Source organism: Lonepinella sp. MS14434 (genome assembly GCF_042468235.1).
Lineage (GTDB): Bacteria > Pseudomonadota > Gammaproteobacteria > Enterobacterales > Pasteurellaceae > Lonepinella.
Window position 1 is genome coordinate 1,090,020 of sequence record NZ_CP170386.1, and the last position, 17,013, is coordinate 1,107,032.

Sequence of the window (17,013 nt, forward strand, 5' to 3'; positions counted from 1 at the left end):
ATTTTTAGCAAATATTATTACTTATCAGGAATAACCAATGGCACTTAATCCTACCGAAATTTATGAAAATCTCGAAAAATTAGTCAAAAAAAACTTGACAAGGGTACCTAAGATCGAAAACGATGGGAACGGAACGGAACGGAACGGAACGGAACGGAACGGAACGGAACGGAACGGAACGGAACGGAACGGAACGGAACGGAACGGAACGGAACTCATTGTTTATCTTTGATTTTCTGCAAATTTTTAGTATTCCCAAAAGTACGATCACTAAACTAAAAAATAACACTTCAAATACTAATAAAGCACTTAATCCAGAATTTGGTGAAGTAGCGTTTATTCGTCAGATCTATTTTAAACCTATATTTGACAATGCAAATTTATTTAATGAGTTAGAAAATTTAAAAAATGCGGATATTATTACTACTCACAAAATTCGTTTTATTTTTATAACTGATTTTATAAATATTGAAGCTTATGATATAAAAGCACAAGAACAGTTGTCAATTCCCTTTGCTGAGTTATATCAAAATTATGATTTCTTTTTACCTATTGCAGGTTTTGAGAAAGCAATATTAACCGCTGAAAATCCAGCTGATACAAAGGCAGCGTATCAAATGGGGAAACTCTTTGATGCAATTAAAAATAATAATGAGCTAGATCAGCATACTCTTAATATTTTTCTTACTCGTTTACTTTTCTGTTTCTTTGCTGAAGATACGAATATTTTTGAAAAGCAGTCTTTTACTGCACTTATTAAAAATTATACCGATGAACAGGGTTCGCAATTATCGGAATTATTAAACGATTGTTTTCATATTTTAAATTTAGACGAAAACGATACTAAACGACAAACTTATCCTGCTTTTTTACAAAGATTGCCTTATGTGAATGGCGGATTATTTGCTGAACAATATCAAATTCCTGAATTTAATGCCAAATCTCGCCGTTTATTATTAAATTGCGCTCAATTAGATTGGTCTGAAATTAATCCAGATATTTTCGGTTCAATGTTTCAATCAGTTATAGATCCAAAACAGCGTGCTGAATTAGGGCAACATTATACTTCCGTAAAAAACATTATGAAGGTGATTAAACCGCTATTTCTTGAGCCCCTTTATCAAGAGTTAGATAAACTCAAAGTATTAGTGCAATCCCCTGAAAGAGATAAAAAACTCACCGCACTTTTACAACGCATTAGCGATATTAAAATTTTTGACCCAGCTTGTGGTTCGGGGAATTTCCTAATTATTGCTTATAAAGAATTACGCAAATTAGAAATTGAGATAATGAAGAATTTTAGCCAAACAAAATCAATGTTCAGTGGTATTCATCTCGATCATTTTTATGGTTTGGAAATTGATGATTTTGCTTGTGAAACTGCACGTTTATCGCTCTATCTTGCGGAACATCAAATGCATCAACAAATGGCAGATGAATTAGGTATTCGTGCACCGACTTTACCCTTAAAAAATATTAAATCGATTAAATGTTGTAATAGCTTGCGTGAAAATTGGGAAGTATTTTGTCCACGCAAAAATCGTGAAAACGATGAAGTATATATTATTGGTAATCCGCCATTTGGGGGGAAGCAAGGGAGAACTTTGGATCAAACATTAGATATAAAGTTAGTATTTGGTGATATAAATAAAAATATTGATTATGTTACAAATTGGTTTATGAAAGGGGCTAAATATATAAGAGATAGTGTATCAGAAGTAGCATTTGTAGCTACCAGTTCAATTTGCCAAGGTGAGCAAGTCCCTATTTTATGGAAAAGGATCTTTGCTTTAAATGTTAGCATAAAATTCGCTTATAGATCTTTTATCTGGAAAAATTCAGCTAGAGAAAATGCAGCTGTACATACAATTATCATTGGCTTATCTTCACAGAATAATGATAAGAAGATTATTTATGATGAAATAAATAATAAACTTTTATCCGAGAATGTGGAAAATATAAGCCCATATATAATAAATGGTAAAAATATTTATATTGAATCTAGAAGAGATAATATTAGTGAAATATCAGAAATATACTCTGGTAGTATGCCTAATGATGGTGGTTTTTTATTGCTAGATGAAAAAGAGAAAAAAGAACTATTACAAAAAGATCCAAATGTAAAAAAATACATAAGAAAATTTCTTGGTGCAGATGAGTTTATAAAAAATAAGCAAAGATACTGTTTGTGGCTAGTCAATGAAAAAAATGTAATGAATATTGAGTCAATAGTAAATAGGATTTTGGGTGTTAAAAATAGTAGATCTAGTAGCCCAAGAGAAGCAACTAGGAGTTTAGCTAAAACACCACATCTTTTTGGTGAAATTCGACAGCCAGTGTCTGGAGAATATATTTTAATCCCTAGCACATCATCAGAAAATAGAGAGTATATTCCGATCGGTTTTATTAATAGTGATGTCATTTCAAGTAATGCAAATTTAATTGTACCAAACGCCACACTCTACGAATTTGGCATTTTAACTTCCGAAATGCATAATGATTTTATGCGAGTGGTGGCGGGAAGATTGGAAAGTCGTTATAGATATTCGGCAAAAGTCATTTATAACAACTTTCCTTTTCCTGATGTAACTGAGAAGCAAAAGGCAGAAATTAGTAAATTATCTCAAGAGATTTTATTGGTGAGAGAAGATTATCCTGATAAAAACTTGGCTTATTTATATGATCCAGACACAATGCCAGAACCATTAAAACAAGCGCATCAAACATTAGATAAAGCGGTAGAAAAACTTTATCGTGATAAGCCGTTCAAAGATAGTTCAGAGCGTGTTGAATTTTTATTTGAACGTTATGAACAGTTAGTTAAAAATTTGCAAAAAGGGACAAAAAAATGACCGCACATTTTGAATATCAGCAAACAGGCAAAAGTACTGAACTTAACGCAATGGGGATGCGTGAAATGCAAGCACGCGCATTTGAAAAACGCCATTCGCAATATTTATTGATTAAAGCCCCGCCAGCCAGTGGAAAATCGCGAGCCTTGATGTTTTTGGCATTGGATAAACTTTATCAACAAGGATTACGCAAGGCGATTATTGCCATTCCGCAAATGTCAATCGGCGGATCATTTGCGAATACGCCATTAAGCCATTTTGGATTTTTTAAAGATTGGGAAATTTTGCCACAAAATAATTTGTGTCAAATGGAAATGGACGAGAAAAGTAAAGTACAAGCTTTTAAACGCTTTATGCAACAGCCAGATGAACGTATTTTATTATGTACCCATTCAACTTTGCGCTTTGCGACGGAACAATTAGATGCCACAGAATTTAATGATTGCTTAATTTCAATTGATGAATTTCATCACGTTTCAGCCCACGAAGATAATAAATTGGGCGAGCGATTAGATAAAATTATGCAACAAAGCAATGCCCATATTATTGCTATGACAGGTTCATATTTTCGTGGTGATGCTATGCCGATTCTAACCCCTGAAGATGAGTTAAAATTTGATACGGTGGTTTATACTTATTACGAACAATTAAATGGTTATCGTTATTTAAAATCGATTGACTTAGGTTATCATTTTTATATAGGCAGTTATTTTGATAATGCGTTATCAGAAGTGCTCGATTTAACTAAAAAAACCATTATTCATATTCCAAATGTTAATTCAGCGGAATCGACTAAAAACAAATATGATGAAGTGGATAGAATTTTAGATATTATTGGTGATATTGTCGAAGTTGATCCAAACACGAATGTTTTCACATTAAAAACAGTAACAGGAGAGTTATTGAAAGTGGCTGATTTAGTCAATGATGATCCTGAAGTGAGATCTAAAACATTAGCTTATTTACGCAATATTAAACAAGCCGATGAAATGGATATTATTATTGCGTTAAATATGGCGAAAGAAGGTTTCGACTGGACTTTTTGTGAACACGCTTTAACGATTGGCTACCGTAGTTCATTGACTGAAGTGGTACAAATTATTGGGCGAGCCACACGAGATTGTATTGGCAAAACATCGGCACGTTTTACAAATTTAATTGCACAACCTGACGCAGAAAATGAAGATGTAAAAAATGCGGTAAATAATTTGCTGAAAGCAATTACATTATCTTTGTTAATGGAACAAGTGCTTGCGCCCAATATTACATTCCGTCGTCGTTCTGAAGTTACAGAAAATGAAACATTACCTGTAGGGACAGTAATTGTTGATGATACCGTTCAACGCCCTTCCGATCGTGTAATGAAAATATTAAACGGCGGAAAAGAAGAAATTATGGCTGCATTATTACAACAAGAAACCAAAGCCATTATGACAAATGATGTTGCCCCTGAAACCTTAAGTGAAGTGTTGTTACCACAGGTGATTAAACAACGTTATCCTGATTTAAATGAACAGGAAATTGAGCAAGTTCAAGTAGGTATGTTGCAAGCGATGACAATCGGACAGCTTGGTGGCGTGGTGAATGGTGAAGATTTACCTGAAGATGCGGTAATTGATGGTGTCGCTGAACCAAGTGGCGAATATGTAGTAAATAAGCAGTTTGTCAAAATGGGTGAACGATTTATTAATATTGAGAAATTAGATCTTGATTTAATTCAGGCGATCAACCCATTCCAAAATGCTTATGAGATATTATCGAAATCCGTTACGCCTGAAATGTTAAAAACGATTCAGTCAGTAGCAAGCGTAAGCAAAATTGCGATGACAGAACAGGAAGCGTTAATGCTATGGCAACGTATTCAAGATTTTATGCGTAAAAATAACAAAGAACCGAGTTTAACAGCAAACTATCCCTTAGAAAAAAGAATGGCAGAAGCTATTATTTGGTTGCGTAATGAAAAACGTAAGAGATTATCACAGGAACAATAATGAAATTAGCTATCGATAGAAAAAATCCTACGCTTGATGAGATATTTGATAATGATGATTTTAATTTATTTGGTAATGTAAAAGCATTGGTATCACATACTATTGAGAATACACTTATCAATAATTTTAATGAAATTGTAGCATTTTTTGAAAAACATCAACGTGAGCCAGATTCAACAGGACATTTAGATGAAGTTCGTTTAACCAGACGTTTGAATAATATTCGCAAGAATCCTGATAGTTGCGAAAAGCTCGCTGAATTTGATCGATTTGGATTATTATGTGAAAAAAAGAAAAGTATTGATTCGTTAGATGATATTTTTTCGGATGATAGTTTGGGACTGTTGGATTTGCCTAATCAAGAAATTTTACAACTGGTTAATGTTAGCCCACAATACAAAGTGAAAAACACAATTGATGATCCTGTGGGAACGCGCTCTGTTTGTGATGAGTTTGAAAAATTCTCCCCGATATTCCAATTTATTCAAAATTTAATGGATGATAAACAAATGATAAGTAAGCGTCAGAAAACAGAAAGCGTTGGAGTTGGGGATATATTTATTTTACAAGGTTTATTATGTTTTGTTGTAAATAAACAAGATGAAGAGCGTCAATCTGAGCGAAAAACGTATCGATTAAGAATTATTTTTTCTAATGGAACAGAATCAAATATGTTATCTCGTTCTTTGAGTGTTGCGTTATATAAAGATGAAGCAAGTCGTCGTTTAATGTTTAAAGATGAAAATCATCGAAATAGTTATTATAGTCAGTTATTTAACAAACGAACGGGATATATTTACGTGGCTAAATTAGTGAATCCTAAACCTGAGTTAGTTAATTATCGAGATCTTTATAAAATAGGTTTTACCACAAATACAGTGGAAGAACGTTTACAAAATTGTGAAAATGATATTGCTTTTTTAGAAAGTAAGGTTGTGCCTGTGGTTAGTTTTGAATGTTATGCATTAAATCCCCACCGTTTAGAAACGTTATTGCACGAATTTCTTTATGCACAACGTTTGCAATTAACCTTAATCAGCAAAACTGGATTCGCTTATAAACCAAAAGAGTGGTTTAACGTGAAATTGGAAACCATTGAACAAGTGATTGAAGCATTATTAAATGGCACGACTAGTCAGTATCGAATGAATAATATCACTTGTGAATTGGTGATAAAATAGAGAATTATTAGTAGGTGGTAGGATAGTGAAAATTTCATAACATATTCAAATTTAATTTAACATAATCCTTGAAATTGCTTAAAAAGAGATCATATAGAGTAATGACAGTAACAACTTACCTATTTTTAAGGAAAATATTATGAATATTGAAAAATTTACTACAAAATTCCAACAAGCCCTTGCCGAAGCACAATCTTTGGCGTTGGGTAAAGATAATCAGTTTATTGAACCTGTGCATTTATTGACCGCGCTGTTAAATCAACAAGACGGTTCAATCGCTCCGATTTTAACTGCATCTGGGGTGAATTTGAGTTTATTACGCAATGAATTAAATAATGAACTCAATAAGCTACCACGAGTATCAGGTAATGGCGGTGATGTGCAGATTTCTCGGCAGTTGGTGAATATTTTAAATCTTTGCGACAAAATCGCTCAACAGCAACAAGACAAATTTATTTCATCTGAAATTTTCTTGTTAGCCGCATTAGAAGATAACGGCAGCTTGAGCCAGATTTTACGCAAGTGCGGTGCAAAAAAAGAGAGTTTACAACAGGCGATTAAACAAATTCGTGGGGGGCAGAAAGTGGACGATCAAAATGCAGAAGAAAGCCGTCAGGCATTGCAAAAATACACCATTGATTTAACTGAACGGGCAGAGTCAGGCAAGCTCGATCCTGTGATTGGGCGTGATGAAGAAATTCGCCGTGCTATTCAGGTATTGCAACGCCGCACCAAAAACAACCCTGTGTTAATTGGTGAACCTGGGGTGGGTAAAACCGCAATTGTGGAAGGCTTGGCACAACGTATTGTGAATGGCGAAGTGCCTGAAGGGTTGAAAAATAAACGAGTGCTTTCCCTTGATATGGGGGCGTTGATCGCAGGGGCGAAATACCGCGGTGAATTTGAAGAACGTTTAAAAGCGGTGTTGAAAGAGCTTGCTCAAGAAGAAGGTCGGGTGATTTTATTTATTGATGAAATTCATACCATGGTCGGGGCTGGCAAAACAGACGGGGCGATGGACGCTGGCAATTTGCTCAAACCGTCCTTGGCTCGGGGCGAATTGCATTGCGTGGGGGCGACTACGTTGGACGAATATCGTCAATATATTGAAAAAGATGCTGCTTTGGAACGCCGTTTCCAAAAAGTGTTTGTGGACGAGCCGACTGTTGAAGATACCATTGCGATTTTGCGTGGCTTGAAAGAGCGTTATGAGTTGCATCACCACGTACAGATTACTGACCCTGCCATTGTGGCAGCGGCAACGCTTTCGCATCGTTATATCTCGGATCGCCAATTGCCAGATAAAGCCATTGATTTAATTGATGAAGCAGCCAGTTCCATTCGCATGGAAATTGATTCTAAACCGCAACCATTGGATAGACTCGATCGCCGTATTATCCAATTAAAATTGGAACAACAGGCGTTGAAAAAAGAAGAAGACGATGCCAGCCGTAAACGCTTGGCAACCTTGGAAACGGAGCTAGCGGAAAAAGAACGTGAATATGCCGAGCTGGAAGACGTATGGAAAAGCGAAAAAGCCGCCCTTTCTGGCACACAACATATTAAAGCAGAGTTAGAAAATGCTCGTACCCAAATGGAGCAAGCTCGTCGTGCTGGCGATTTGAATAAAATGTCCGAATTGCAATATGGCATTATTCCAAATCTTGAAAAACAGTTAGCGGAAGTGGATAAAGCTGATGGTAAAGAAATGACTTTGTTGCGTAATCGTGTAACAGATGAAGAAATTGCTGAAGTGCTTTCTCGTGCCACAGGGATTCCTGTTTCTCGTATGATGGAGGGGGAAAAAGAAAAATTATTACGAATGGAAGATGAATTGCATAAACGGGTGATCGGGCAAGGTGAAGCCGTGGAAGCCGTTGCCAATGCCATTCGCCGTAGTCGGGCAGGTTTATCTGATCCAAATCGTCCGATTGGCTCATTCTTGTTCCTTGGACCGACTGGGGTGGGTAAAACCGAACTTTGCAAGACCTTGGCGAATTTCTTATTCGATGATGAAGATGCGATGGTGCGGATCGATATGTCCGAATTTATGGAAAAACATAGCGTATCTCGTTTGGTTGGTGCACCTCCAGGCTACGTGGGCTATGAAGAGGGCGGTTATTTAACCGAAGCCGTTCGCCGCCGTCCGTATTCCGTCATTTTATTAGACGAAGTGGAAAAAGCACACCACGATGTGTTTAACATTTTATTGCAAGTGTTGGATGATGGACGCTTGACTGACGGACAAGGTCGCACGGTGGATTTCCGTAATACCGTGGTGATTATGACATCCAACTTGGGTTCGGATTTAATTCAAGAGAACAAAGATTTGGGTTATGACGGTATGAAAGAAATTGTGATATCCGTGGTCGGAAGTCATTTCCGTCCTGAATTTATCAACCGTATTGATGAAACCGTGGTGTTCCATCCTCTTGCCAGAGAAAACATTAAAGCCATTGCTCAAATTCAATTAGTACGCTTAACTAAACGTATGGCTTATCACGGCTATCAATTACAATTTAGTGATGCCTTGTTAGATTTCATTGGTGAAGTGGGTTACGATCCAATTTATGGGGCAAGACCATTGAAACGGGCGATTCAACAAGAAATCGAAAATCCATTGGCACAACAAATCTTGTCGGGTAAATTGTTACCTGATCAGGTGATTACGGTGGATTATGTGGGTGGTCAAGTGGTGGCTGTTCAGTAAATAAAAGATCAAATGGTTGAAATTTGAAATGAAAGGATTATAATACAGAAAGTCGTGGGTAGGTTGCTACCCTACCCACTTCCATAGCCGTTTAGGCTATTTATTGAGAACTGCTAACAGTACATCGAAAATGGCTACAAACCGAGTACTGAAAGCCCCTACTAGCAGAAGAGCTAGTATCATCAGAGCAATAGTTTCTGATGTTTTCACATAAATTACCCCCTTAGTGCCATAGGACTAAGACGACTAGGCAACGTGCTACGGCTAAGCAAACACGTTGCTCAGGTCGCCGATAGCACGAAAGGAATTATACACAAACCCCTGTCTATATATCTAGGGGTTTGTTGTTTTCCGGTGTTACGAAAATTAACCTCTTTCCTTATATAGTTTTATCCGAAATAAAAAATATTCTTTATCTCATCATGTGAATTTGCTACAATCCAACATTCAATTGAAATTAGTTATCAATTAGTTCTTAATTATTTAGACAAAGGAAAGTGGCTATGCCAGCATTATTTGATTTTTTAAAAGATTATAGTGATTACATCATTATTGGATTACTCGGTTTAATGAGTTTTATTATGGTTTGGTTTGTTATTGAACGTTATATTTTCCTGAGTAAAATTAAAGTCACAAGTTATAACAATATTCATGCTCTTGATATTGATCTTAACCGTCATTTAACCATTATTTCAACTATTGGGGCAAATGCACCTTATATTGGTTTGCTAGGAACAGTTATCGGTATCCTATTAACATTTTATGAATTAGGTAATGCTGGTGGAGATATTGATGCATCTTCCATTATGTTACACCTTTCTTTAGCCTTAAAAGCCACTGCAATCGGCATTTTAGTCGCCATTCCATCCATGGTATTTTACAGTGCGTTGGGGCGTAAAGTAGAAGTTAACCGTTTGAAATGGAAAGCATTAAATAGCTCAAAACACATTGAACAATAATTTTGGAGTAATGTTGAAATGAAAAAATTTGACGAAATTAACATTATTCCATTTATTGATATTATGCTGGTTTTGCTAGCTATTGTATTAATTACTGCTTCTTTTATTTCACAGGGCAAAATTCAGGTGAATGTGCCTAAAGCATCACAAACGGTAGCGTTTAAATCGGATGATTTAGCTAAATTATTGACTGTAACAGAACAGGGCGAAATCTTTTTTAATGATAAACCCATTACACAAGAAGCATTAGAAAAAGAAATTGAAAGTTGGGATAAAACCCAAAAAGTCACCTTGAAAGTAGATTCAAATGCAACATTTCAAAATTTTGTTTCTATTACCGATTTAATGGCTAAAAATCAAATTACCAATGTGGCGATTGTCACCATGAAAGACAAAGGCAAGTAAAATGAAGAAAGATTCATTACTGGGCTTTGTCGGTTCATTGGTGTTTCACTGTGGATTGGGGGGAGTATTATTCTCTCTCGTTGTTAATCAGGATGCGGCGAATAGCCAAGTGGCTGGAGTGTTAGATACCAACATCTCTATGCAAATGATGATGGCAACAACCATTGAAGAACCTGCCCCCGAACCAGAAGTAGAACCACAAAAAGAGCCAGAACCCGAAAAGATAGAAATTGTAGCAGATCCAACCATCAAACCAGAGCCAGAAAAACCCAAAGAGCCTGAGAAGAAAAAAGAAAAACCAAAGGAAAAGCCTAAAGAAAAACCCAAAGAGAAGCCAAAAGAAAAACCAAAAGAACCAGTAAATAAAGTTATTGCTAAACCTGATCCTAATGCCGTAAAAGCAGATGCTGTCAGGGAGGGAAATGCTGCGGTAAATTCGCAAGCGACATCAACCTCCAATAACGTAACAACCAATAACCCAAATTTAGCAGGTAGTGGAACAAGTACGTCAGAAATTAGTGCTTACCAAAGTGCATTAAGACGTGAAATTGAACGCCATAAAAAATATTCACAACGAGCTAAAATGATGCGTAAACAAGGTGTTGTGGTGATAGCATTCAATCTTGGTACAGACGGTTCGATCAGTAGCGTTAGAGTCGCCAAATCTTCTGGTTCTGAAGACTTAGATAATTCGGCATTACAAGCAGTGCAAAGTGCGAGATCTATTGGTCCACGTCCCGCCGGAATGGGAAGTTCGGTGAGTGTACCAGTACAATTTAAAATTCAATAGTATATAATACTAAAAAGCTGAATTCAGGTGTATTGAATTCAGCTTTTTTGTTTTATCAAATATGATAACATACTTACTCAATGCAGTTATCTAATGGTCGCTACTCATGTTAAAGAAAATACAAAATTTTATCAATAAACTTTTCCGTCCGTATATCAATAAAATCAATCAAGTGCGGTTAAAAAATAGTAATTTTTCAATTATCGCCAGCAACTGTAATGGTGCCTTAATATTACATGATCTCCATCAGCCATTTCATTCACCATTCGTCAATCTTTATCTAGAACCGGAGGATTTTATTCGTTATTTACGTAATATTGAATACTATCAGCAAGCAGAATTAGCCTTTATTCATAGCGATAGAAATTATCCCATAGGCAAATTAGCAGACATAACCATTCATTTTATGCACTATGAGACGGAACAACAAGCCAAACAAAAATGGCAAATGCGTTCACAACGAATAAATTGGGATAATCTGTTTATTATCATGACGGATCGTGATGGTTGCACTTACCAACATTTACAACAATTTGAGGCATTGCCTTTTGTGCATAAAGTGGCGTTTACTCATAAGCCTTATCCAGAATTAAAATCCGCATTTTATATCAAAGGATTTGAACAACAAGATCAAGTGGGTGATTTGTTTGATTATTCAGGTTTATTGGGTAAAAAATATTATGATCAGTTTGATTATGTAAGCTGGTTTAATCAAAAATAAAGTGCATATCAGCACTCTTTTTGCTACAACTCTCGTCTTCCTAAGAATGAGTGAGTTAATGTAGTGCCATCTACCATTTCAAGCTCACCGCCAACGGGAATACCATGAGCAATACGACTGGCTTTAATACCTTGTTGTTGGCAAATTTCAGCAATATAATTTGCTGTTGCATCTCCCTCAATGGTTGGATTAGTGGCTAAAATCACTTCATTAAATTGTTCTGATTGCAACCGTTGTTGTAGCAAATCTAACCCGATCTCTCTAGGACCAATACCATCTAAAGGGGATAAATGCCCCATTAACACAAAGTAGCGTCCTGAAAATTGCCCTGTTTGTTCAATAGCTTGGATATCTGCCGGCATTTCCACCACACAAAGCAAACCCGACTGCTGACGACGTGGATTATCGCAAATATTACAAATTTCTTCTTCAGTGAATGTACGACAATAGGAACAATGCCCAATTTTTGACATGGCATCAGTTAACGCCCGAGCCAAATTCATGCCTCCACTACGATCACGTTGTAACAAATGGTATGCCATACGTTGAGCAGATTTTGGTCCAACCCCAGGTAAACAACGTAAATGTTCCACCAAATTTTCTAATAGCGGACTACTTTGCATAAAAATTCCTTAAAAATACACCGCACTTTTTTGATACATATCGTTAAAAGTGCGGTGAAAAAATCTTAAATTTTTACTTAGAACGGCATTTTAAAACCAGCAGGTAAGTTCATACCCGCGGTTAATCCTGCCATTTTTTCCTTTTGCAGTTCTTCTGCACGACGAACGGCATCATTGAAAGCGGCTGCAATTAAATCTTCCAACATTTCTTTATCATCTTCCATTAATGTTGGATCAATTTCAATGCGGCGACAGTTATGTGCACCATTCACCGTAATTTTAACTAAACCTGCACCGGATTCACCTGTTACTTCAAGCTGAGCCACTTCTTCCTGCATTTTCTGCATACGTTCTTGCACTTGTTGCGCTTGTTTCATCAAGCCGCCAATTCCGCCTTTTCCAAACATGTTATCTTCCTTAAATTGGTAAAAAGTGGGCGTATTTTATCTGATCAAACAACATTCTACAAGAGAATGCGAGTAATTAACCTATTTTCTTACAGTCGCCATAGCCAAAAATTCATCAAAAAAGGTTGGGAACGTTTTGGCGGTACATTTCGGATCTAAAATGGTGACTTCCGTATTGGAGAGGGCAATCAACGCAAAACACATTGCCATGCGGTGATCGTTATAGGTTTCAATTTCAGCATGTTTAAATTGATCTAATCCCAAGGGTTGAATACGAATAAAATCGTCCCCCTCTTCTACGCTTGCCCCTACTTTACGTAACTCCGTTGCCATTGCCGTGAGCCGGTCAGTTTCCTTCACCCTCCAGTTGTAAATATTGCGAATACAGGTTTCGCCCTTGGCAAAAAGTGCGGTAGTCGCAATGGTCATAGCCGCATCTGGAATGTGATTCATATCCATATCAATACCGACTAAATCACCTTGCTCAGCTTGAATAAAATCATCGCCCCAAGTAATTTTTGCCCCCATTTTTTCTAATACATCTGCAAATAAACGGTCGCCTTGAATACTGTTTTTACCTACGCCAGTCACTTTTACTTTGCCTTTAATCGCACCTGCGGCTAAGAAATAGGAAGCAGAAGAAGCGTCCCCCTCCACTAAAAAATGTTGTGGAGATTGATATTGCTGATTGCCTTTTACGATAAAGCGTTGATAATGTTGGTTTTCCACTTCCACACCGAAAATCTTCATCATATTTAGGGTAATATCAATATAAGGCTTAGATACTAAATCGCCGATAATTTCAATTTCAGTATCTGCGGTAGCAAGAGGAACTGCCATTAAAAGTGCGGTTAAAAATTGAGAAGAAACCGAACCATCAATTTTCACTTTTCCACCATGTAACCCATTATTACGAATAACCACAGGTGGATAGCCGTCTTGTTCCAAATATTGCACTTCTGCCCCAGCTTGCAATAAGGCATCTACTAAATGTTTGATCGGTCGTTCTTTCATTCGCGGTTCACCCGTGAGAACAATTTCACTTGGCATCGCATTTGGATTAGATAGACAAAGGGCTGCAGTTAGAGGTCGCATGGCTGTTCCCGCATTACCTAAAAATAGGGCTAAACCACTTTGCCATTGAAATGCTCCACCCAATCCTTGTACTTCACAAACAGATTTATCTTCTGATAAGTGATAGTTCACGCCGAGTTGCTTCAACGCATTTAACATATAACGAACATCATCGCTATCTAATAAATTAGTAACCTTAGTAGTTCCTTTGGCAAGTGCAGCCAATAATAAGGCTCGGTTGGATAGGCTTTTGGAACCAGGTAAATTAATCGTGCCTTCAATACGAGAAATTGGGTTTAGGGTGATTTTTTCCATTTTGTTTCCTCCCTGCACTAACGTACAGGGTTAAGTAAAGTAACGATGCTCCGCATCTTTTCATTTCATTTTCAGCCACAGCGTGGCGTAACCATGCTTAAATTAGTACGGAGTAATTTGTAACACTTTCTCAAGTGCGGTGAAAAACCGTTGATTTTCTTCGGGCAAACCAATACTAATGCGTAAATGATTTGGCATACCATAAGCAGCGATTGGACGCACAATCACCCCCTCATGCAATAAGGCTTGATAAATGGGTGCCGCAGGTTGTTTAAAATCAATGGTGATAAAATTACCTTTAGACGGAATATATTGCAAACCATGCTGTTGACAAAAAACTTCATAGCGTTGCATTTCTGAACGGTTATTTTGTGCAACTTTTTGTACAAACGCATCATCTTTTAATACCGCAATAGCGGCTGCTTGAGCCAAACTGTTTACGTTGAACGGTTGTCGAACACGGTTGAAAAGATCGGCGATTTCAGGATTAGATACTGCATAGCCAATGCGTAAACCAGCTAATCCATAGGCTTTTGATAAAGTGCGAGAAACCACTAAATTCGGGTATTTTTTCAGCAAAGCAAAGGAATCAATCCGCTCATTTTCGGCTGTAAATTCGGTATAAGCCTCATCTAACACGACAATAATGCGTTCTGGTACTTGACTTAAAAAACGATCAATCTCATTTTCTGTCAAAAAATTTCCCGTTGGATTATTTGGATTAGCAATATAAATTAATTTGGTTTTATCATTAATTGCCGACAAAAAACCATCTAAATCATGTCCCCAGTGTTTGGCTGGAATTTCACGGGCTACCGCATTAATCGCTTTGGTAATCAAAGGATAGACAATAAAAGCATATTGCGAATAAATAATTTCATCTTGTTCACTAGCAAAGGTGTGAGCGACTAATTCAATGAAATCATTCGAGCCATTGGCTAAGGTGATTTGCTCTGCCTTAACAGAAAATTTTTCTGCGATCGTTTTTTTCAATGCAAACCCATTACTATCGGGATAACGAGTAAGCTCATCCAGCTGATCCATAATAGCTCTTTTGGCACTTTCAGGAAAACCAAAAGGATTTTCATTGGAAGCGAGTTTAATAATATTAGCAATACCCAACTCTCGTTCAAGCTCTTCAATCGGTTTGCCTGCTTGGTAAGGCAACAGGGATTGTACCCCTTGGTTAGCTAAAGATAAAAATTTCATAAAAATTGACCGCACTTTAGGTTAAGTAAATTGGGCGAATGCTCGCCCCAATAGATAGATTAAATGTTAAGCGTTTTCTTGTGCAAATTTCTGCATAAACGCAATTAAGGCTTGTACCCCATCAATCGGCATTGCATTGTAAATAGATGCACGCATACCACCTAATACTTTATGCCCTTTTAAGGCTTGTAATCCTGCTTTGGTGGCTTCTGCGACAAATTTCGCATTCAGCTCATCATTATCGGTGGTAAAGGTTACATTCATAATAGAACGATTTTCTTCCGCCACATAATTATGATAAAAACTATTATTATTCAAGTAATTATATAATAATTCTGCTTTGGCACGATTGCGTTGTTCGGCAGCATCTAAACCGCCCGTGGCTAACAAATGTTTAAACACCAAACCACAGAGATACCAAGCAAAGGTTGGTGGCGTATTAATCATTGAATCGGACTTGGCTTGTACTGCATAATTCCAAATAGACGGTGTTTCCTTGCGAGCATTACCAATTAAATCTTCACGCACAATAACCAGTGTAATACCAGACGGTCCCATATTTTTTTGGGCTCCTGCGTAAATCACGCCAAATTTACTAATGTCAATTTGACGAGATAAAATATCTGAGGACATATCCGCCACTAACACCGCATTACCCACATTGGGAACATCAAAAATTTCCACACCACTAATGGTTTCATTGGTGCAGTAATGTACATAGTCATATTGTTCGGCAATATCACTAAAATCCAAGCATTCCACTCGTAAAGTGCGGTCAGAATTTAAGATATTTATTTCATCAACATGGGTAAAATTCGTTGCTTCTTTAGCGGCGACAGATGACCAATGTCCGTCCACCAAATAAAGGGCTTTCCCCTTATTATTGGCTAAATTCATTGGTATTGCAGCAAATTGTCCCCTTGCTCCGCCTTGTAAAAACAATACTTTATAATTATCTGGAATCCGAAATAATTCACGTAAATCCTTTTCACACTGGGTAATCATCTCCATAAAATATTTACCCCGATGGCTGACTTCCATTACGGACGTACCTTGTGCTTGCCAGTTTAATAACTCGGCTTGGGCTTGTTCTAATACTTCTTTCGGTATCATTGCCGGACCGGCACTAAAATTGAATATTTGTATCATGGAGACTTCCTGTTTTTAATGTTGCATAGATGTTATGTTTTACCACCACAACGGCAGATAGGCAATGAATTTTTCAATGAATCCTAATAAAAAGTTGATCTGCACCATAAATTTTGCATTAACACTTTGACGAAACAGACAAAAAAGGATAAATTAGATTATCTTTTTTAATAGTGAGTACAAAATTATGGAAAATGTGAATAAACAATCCTTCCAAGAAGTTTTAGAATACGTGCGTTTATATCGTCAACGTAATAAATTATTACGTGAAATTGGCGATAATGATCGTAAAATTCGGGATAATAAAAAACGTTTATTGTTACTGGATAATTTAAATGATTATATTCGTGATGACATGAGTATTGCGGATTTACGTGCCATTATTGGCAATATGCGTGATGATTATGAAGGTCGTGTCGATGATTATATGATCAAAAACGCTGAATTGTCTAAACAACGCCGCGAAATCAAAGCGAAGATGAAAGAGAAAAATAAGGCTCATGAGGCGTTATTAAACAAAGATGAGAAGTAATTTTTCGTTAACAAAGTAACATTCAATTCTGTTTCTCAGATTAACACCCGAGAAGCAGAGATTTTTTTATTTGACATATTCTGAAATAGCATATG

Annotated in this window: 15 protein-coding genes; 10 read left to right on the top strand and 5 right to left on the bottom strand. The window is 36.8% G+C overall.

Annotated features, from left to right (window positions below; genetic code table 11):
- Positions 1–37 precede the first annotated feature (37 nt).
- The 9 genes from O1Q79_RS05230 to O1Q79_RS05270 all read left to right on the top strand — a co-directional run bounded on the left by O1Q79_RS05230 (position 38) and on the right by O1Q79_RS05270 (position 11,609).
- The gene (locus O1Q79_RS05230; protein WP_386690588.1) at positions 38–232 is read left to right on the top strand and encodes a hypothetical protein; all 195 of its coding nucleotides are present in this window, start codon (positions 38–40) and stop codon (positions 230–232) included.
- On the top strand, positions 219–2,852 hold the full coding sequence (locus O1Q79_RS05235) for a DNA methyltransferase (RefSeq protein WP_386690591.1): 2,634 nt from the start codon (positions 219–221) through the stop codon (positions 2,850–2,852). The genes O1Q79_RS05230 and O1Q79_RS05235 overlap by 14 nt, the downstream gene beginning before the upstream one ends.
- A complete protein-coding gene (locus tag O1Q79_RS05240; protein WP_386690593.1) occupies positions 2,849–4,843 on the top strand; it encodes a DEAD/DEAH box helicase in 1,995 nt (664 codons plus the stop codon). The genes O1Q79_RS05235 and O1Q79_RS05240 overlap by 4 nt, the downstream gene beginning before the upstream one ends.
- Positions 4,843–6,024 (top strand): GIY-YIG nuclease family protein, encoded by a 1,182-nt coding sequence (locus O1Q79_RS05245; protein WP_386690595.1) that lies wholly within the window; start codon positions 4,843–4,845, stop codon positions 6,022–6,024. Before O1Q79_RS05240 ends, O1Q79_RS05245 begins: the two co-directional genes overlap by 1 nt.
- A gap of 139 nt (positions 6,025–6,163) precedes the next feature.
- Positions 6,164–8,734: an ATP-dependent chaperone ClpB gene (gene clpB / locus O1Q79_RS05250; protein WP_386690597.1), complete on the top strand. Its 2,571-nt coding sequence runs from the start codon at positions 6,164–6,166 to the stop codon at positions 8,732–8,734.
- A gap of 503 nt (positions 8,735–9,237) precedes the next feature.
- Positions 9,238–9,693, top strand: a complete 456-nt coding sequence (gene exbB / locus O1Q79_RS05255) for a TonB-system energizer ExbB (RefSeq protein ID WP_386690600.1) — start codon at positions 9,238–9,240, stop codon at positions 9,691–9,693.
- 18 nt (positions 9,694–9,711) lie between these two features.
- Complete coding sequence (gene exbD / locus O1Q79_RS05260) at positions 9,712–10,098, top strand: TonB system transport protein ExbD (RefSeq protein ID WP_132302270.1); 387 nt, start codon at positions 9,712–9,714, stop codon at positions 10,096–10,098.
- A 1-nt stretch (position 10,099) separates the two neighbouring features.
- Positions 10,100–10,888 (top strand): cell envelope integrity protein TolA, encoded by a 789-nt coding sequence (locus O1Q79_RS05265; RefSeq protein ID WP_386690602.1) that lies wholly within the window; start codon positions 10,100–10,102, stop codon positions 10,886–10,888.
- Positions 10,889–10,994: 106 nt separating this feature from the next.
- A complete protein-coding gene (locus O1Q79_RS05270) occupies positions 10,995–11,609 on the top strand; it encodes a DUF1919 domain-containing protein (RefSeq protein WP_386690604.1) in 615 nt (204 codons plus the stop codon).
- A gap of 23 nt (positions 11,610–11,632) precedes the next feature.
- Here the strand turns inward: O1Q79_RS05270 and recR are convergent, their stop codons facing one another.
- The 5 genes from recR to serC all read right to left on the bottom strand — a co-directional run bounded on the left by recR (position 11,633) and on the right by serC (position 16,386).
- A complete protein-coding gene (gene recR / locus O1Q79_RS05275; RefSeq protein WP_386690606.1) occupies positions 11,633–12,232 on the bottom strand; it encodes a recombination mediator RecR in 600 nt (199 codons plus the stop codon).
- Positions 12,233–12,309: 77 nt separating this feature from the next.
- Positions 12,310–12,639, bottom strand: coding sequence for a YbaB/EbfC family nucleoid-associated protein (locus O1Q79_RS05280; protein ID WP_386690609.1), 330 nt, complete (start codon positions 12,637–12,639; stop codon positions 12,310–12,312).
- An 81-nt stretch (positions 12,640–12,720) separates the two neighbouring features.
- Positions 12,721–14,028 (bottom strand): 3-phosphoshikimate 1-carboxyvinyltransferase, encoded by a 1,308-nt coding sequence (gene aroA, locus O1Q79_RS05285; protein WP_386690611.1) that lies wholly within the window; start codon positions 14,026–14,028, stop codon positions 12,721–12,723.
- 102 nt (positions 14,029–14,130) lie between these two features.
- The gene (gene hisC, locus O1Q79_RS05290; protein WP_386690614.1) at positions 14,131–15,237 is read right to left on the bottom strand and encodes a histidinol-phosphate transaminase; all 1,107 of its coding nucleotides are present in this window, start codon (positions 15,235–15,237) and stop codon (positions 14,131–14,133) included.
- 66 nt (positions 15,238–15,303) lie between these two features.
- Positions 15,304–16,386, bottom strand: coding sequence for a 3-phosphoserine/phosphohydroxythreonine transaminase (gene serC, locus O1Q79_RS05295; RefSeq protein WP_386690616.1), 1,083 nt, complete (start codon positions 16,384–16,386; stop codon positions 15,304–15,306).
- Between the two features lie 187 nt (positions 16,387–16,573).
- Here serC and O1Q79_RS05300 point away from each other — a divergent pair, with 187 nt between their 5' ends.
- Positions 16,574–16,918: a DUF496 family protein gene (locus O1Q79_RS05300; protein ID WP_386690620.1), complete on the top strand. Its 345-nt coding sequence runs from the start codon at positions 16,574–16,576 to the stop codon at positions 16,916–16,918.
- The last annotated feature ends 95 nt before the right edge of the window (positions 16,919–17,013 follow it).

Excerpts from the sequence above, each read along its gene's own strand:
- O1Q79_RS05230 (WP_386690588.1), top strand. The coding sequence starts at position 38 with ATGGCACTTAATCCTACCGAAATTTATGAAAATCTCGAAAAATTAGTC.
- O1Q79_RS05240 (WP_386690593.1), top strand. The coding sequence starts at position 2,849 with ATGACCGCACATTTTGAATATCAGCAAACAGGCAAAAGTACTGAACTT.
- O1Q79_RS05245 (WP_386690595.1), top strand. The coding sequence starts at position 4,843 with ATGAAATTAGCTATCGATAGAAAAAATCCTACGCTTGATGAGATATTT.
- clpB (WP_386690597.1), top strand. The coding sequence starts at position 6,164 with ATGAATATTGAAAAATTTACTACAAAATTCCAACAAGCCCTTGCCGAA.
- exbB (WP_386690600.1), top strand. The coding sequence starts at position 9,238 with ATGCCAGCATTATTTGATTTTTTAAAAGATTATAGTGATTACATCATT.
- exbD (WP_132302270.1), top strand. The coding sequence starts at position 9,712 with ATGAAAAAATTTGACGAAATTAACATTATTCCATTTATTGATATTATG.
- O1Q79_RS05265 (WP_386690602.1), top strand. The coding sequence starts at position 10,100 with ATGAAGAAAGATTCATTACTGGGCTTTGTCGGTTCATTGGTGTTTCAC.
- O1Q79_RS05270 (WP_386690604.1), top strand. The coding sequence starts at position 10,995 with ATGTTAAAGAAAATACAAAATTTTATCAATAAACTTTTCCGTCCGTAT.
- recR (WP_386690606.1), bottom strand. The coding sequence starts at position 12,232 with ATGCAAAGTAGTCCGCTATTAGAAAATTTGGTGGAACATTTACGTTGT.
- O1Q79_RS05280 (WP_386690609.1), bottom strand. The coding sequence starts at position 12,639 with ATGTTTGGAAAAGGCGGAATTGGCGGCTTGATGAAACAAGCGCAACAA.
- aroA (WP_386690611.1), bottom strand. The coding sequence starts at position 14,028 with ATGGAAAAAATCACCCTAAACCCAATTTCTCGTATTGAAGGCACGATT.
- hisC (WP_386690614.1), bottom strand. The coding sequence starts at position 15,237 with ATGAAATTTTTATCTTTAGCTAACCAAGGGGTACAATCCCTGTTGCCT.
- serC (WP_386690616.1), bottom strand. The coding sequence starts at position 16,386 with ATGATACAAATATTCAATTTTAGTGCCGGTCCGGCAATGATACCGAAA.
- O1Q79_RS05300 (WP_386690620.1), top strand. The coding sequence starts at position 16,574 with ATGGAAAATGTGAATAAACAATCCTTCCAAGAAGTTTTAGAATACGTG.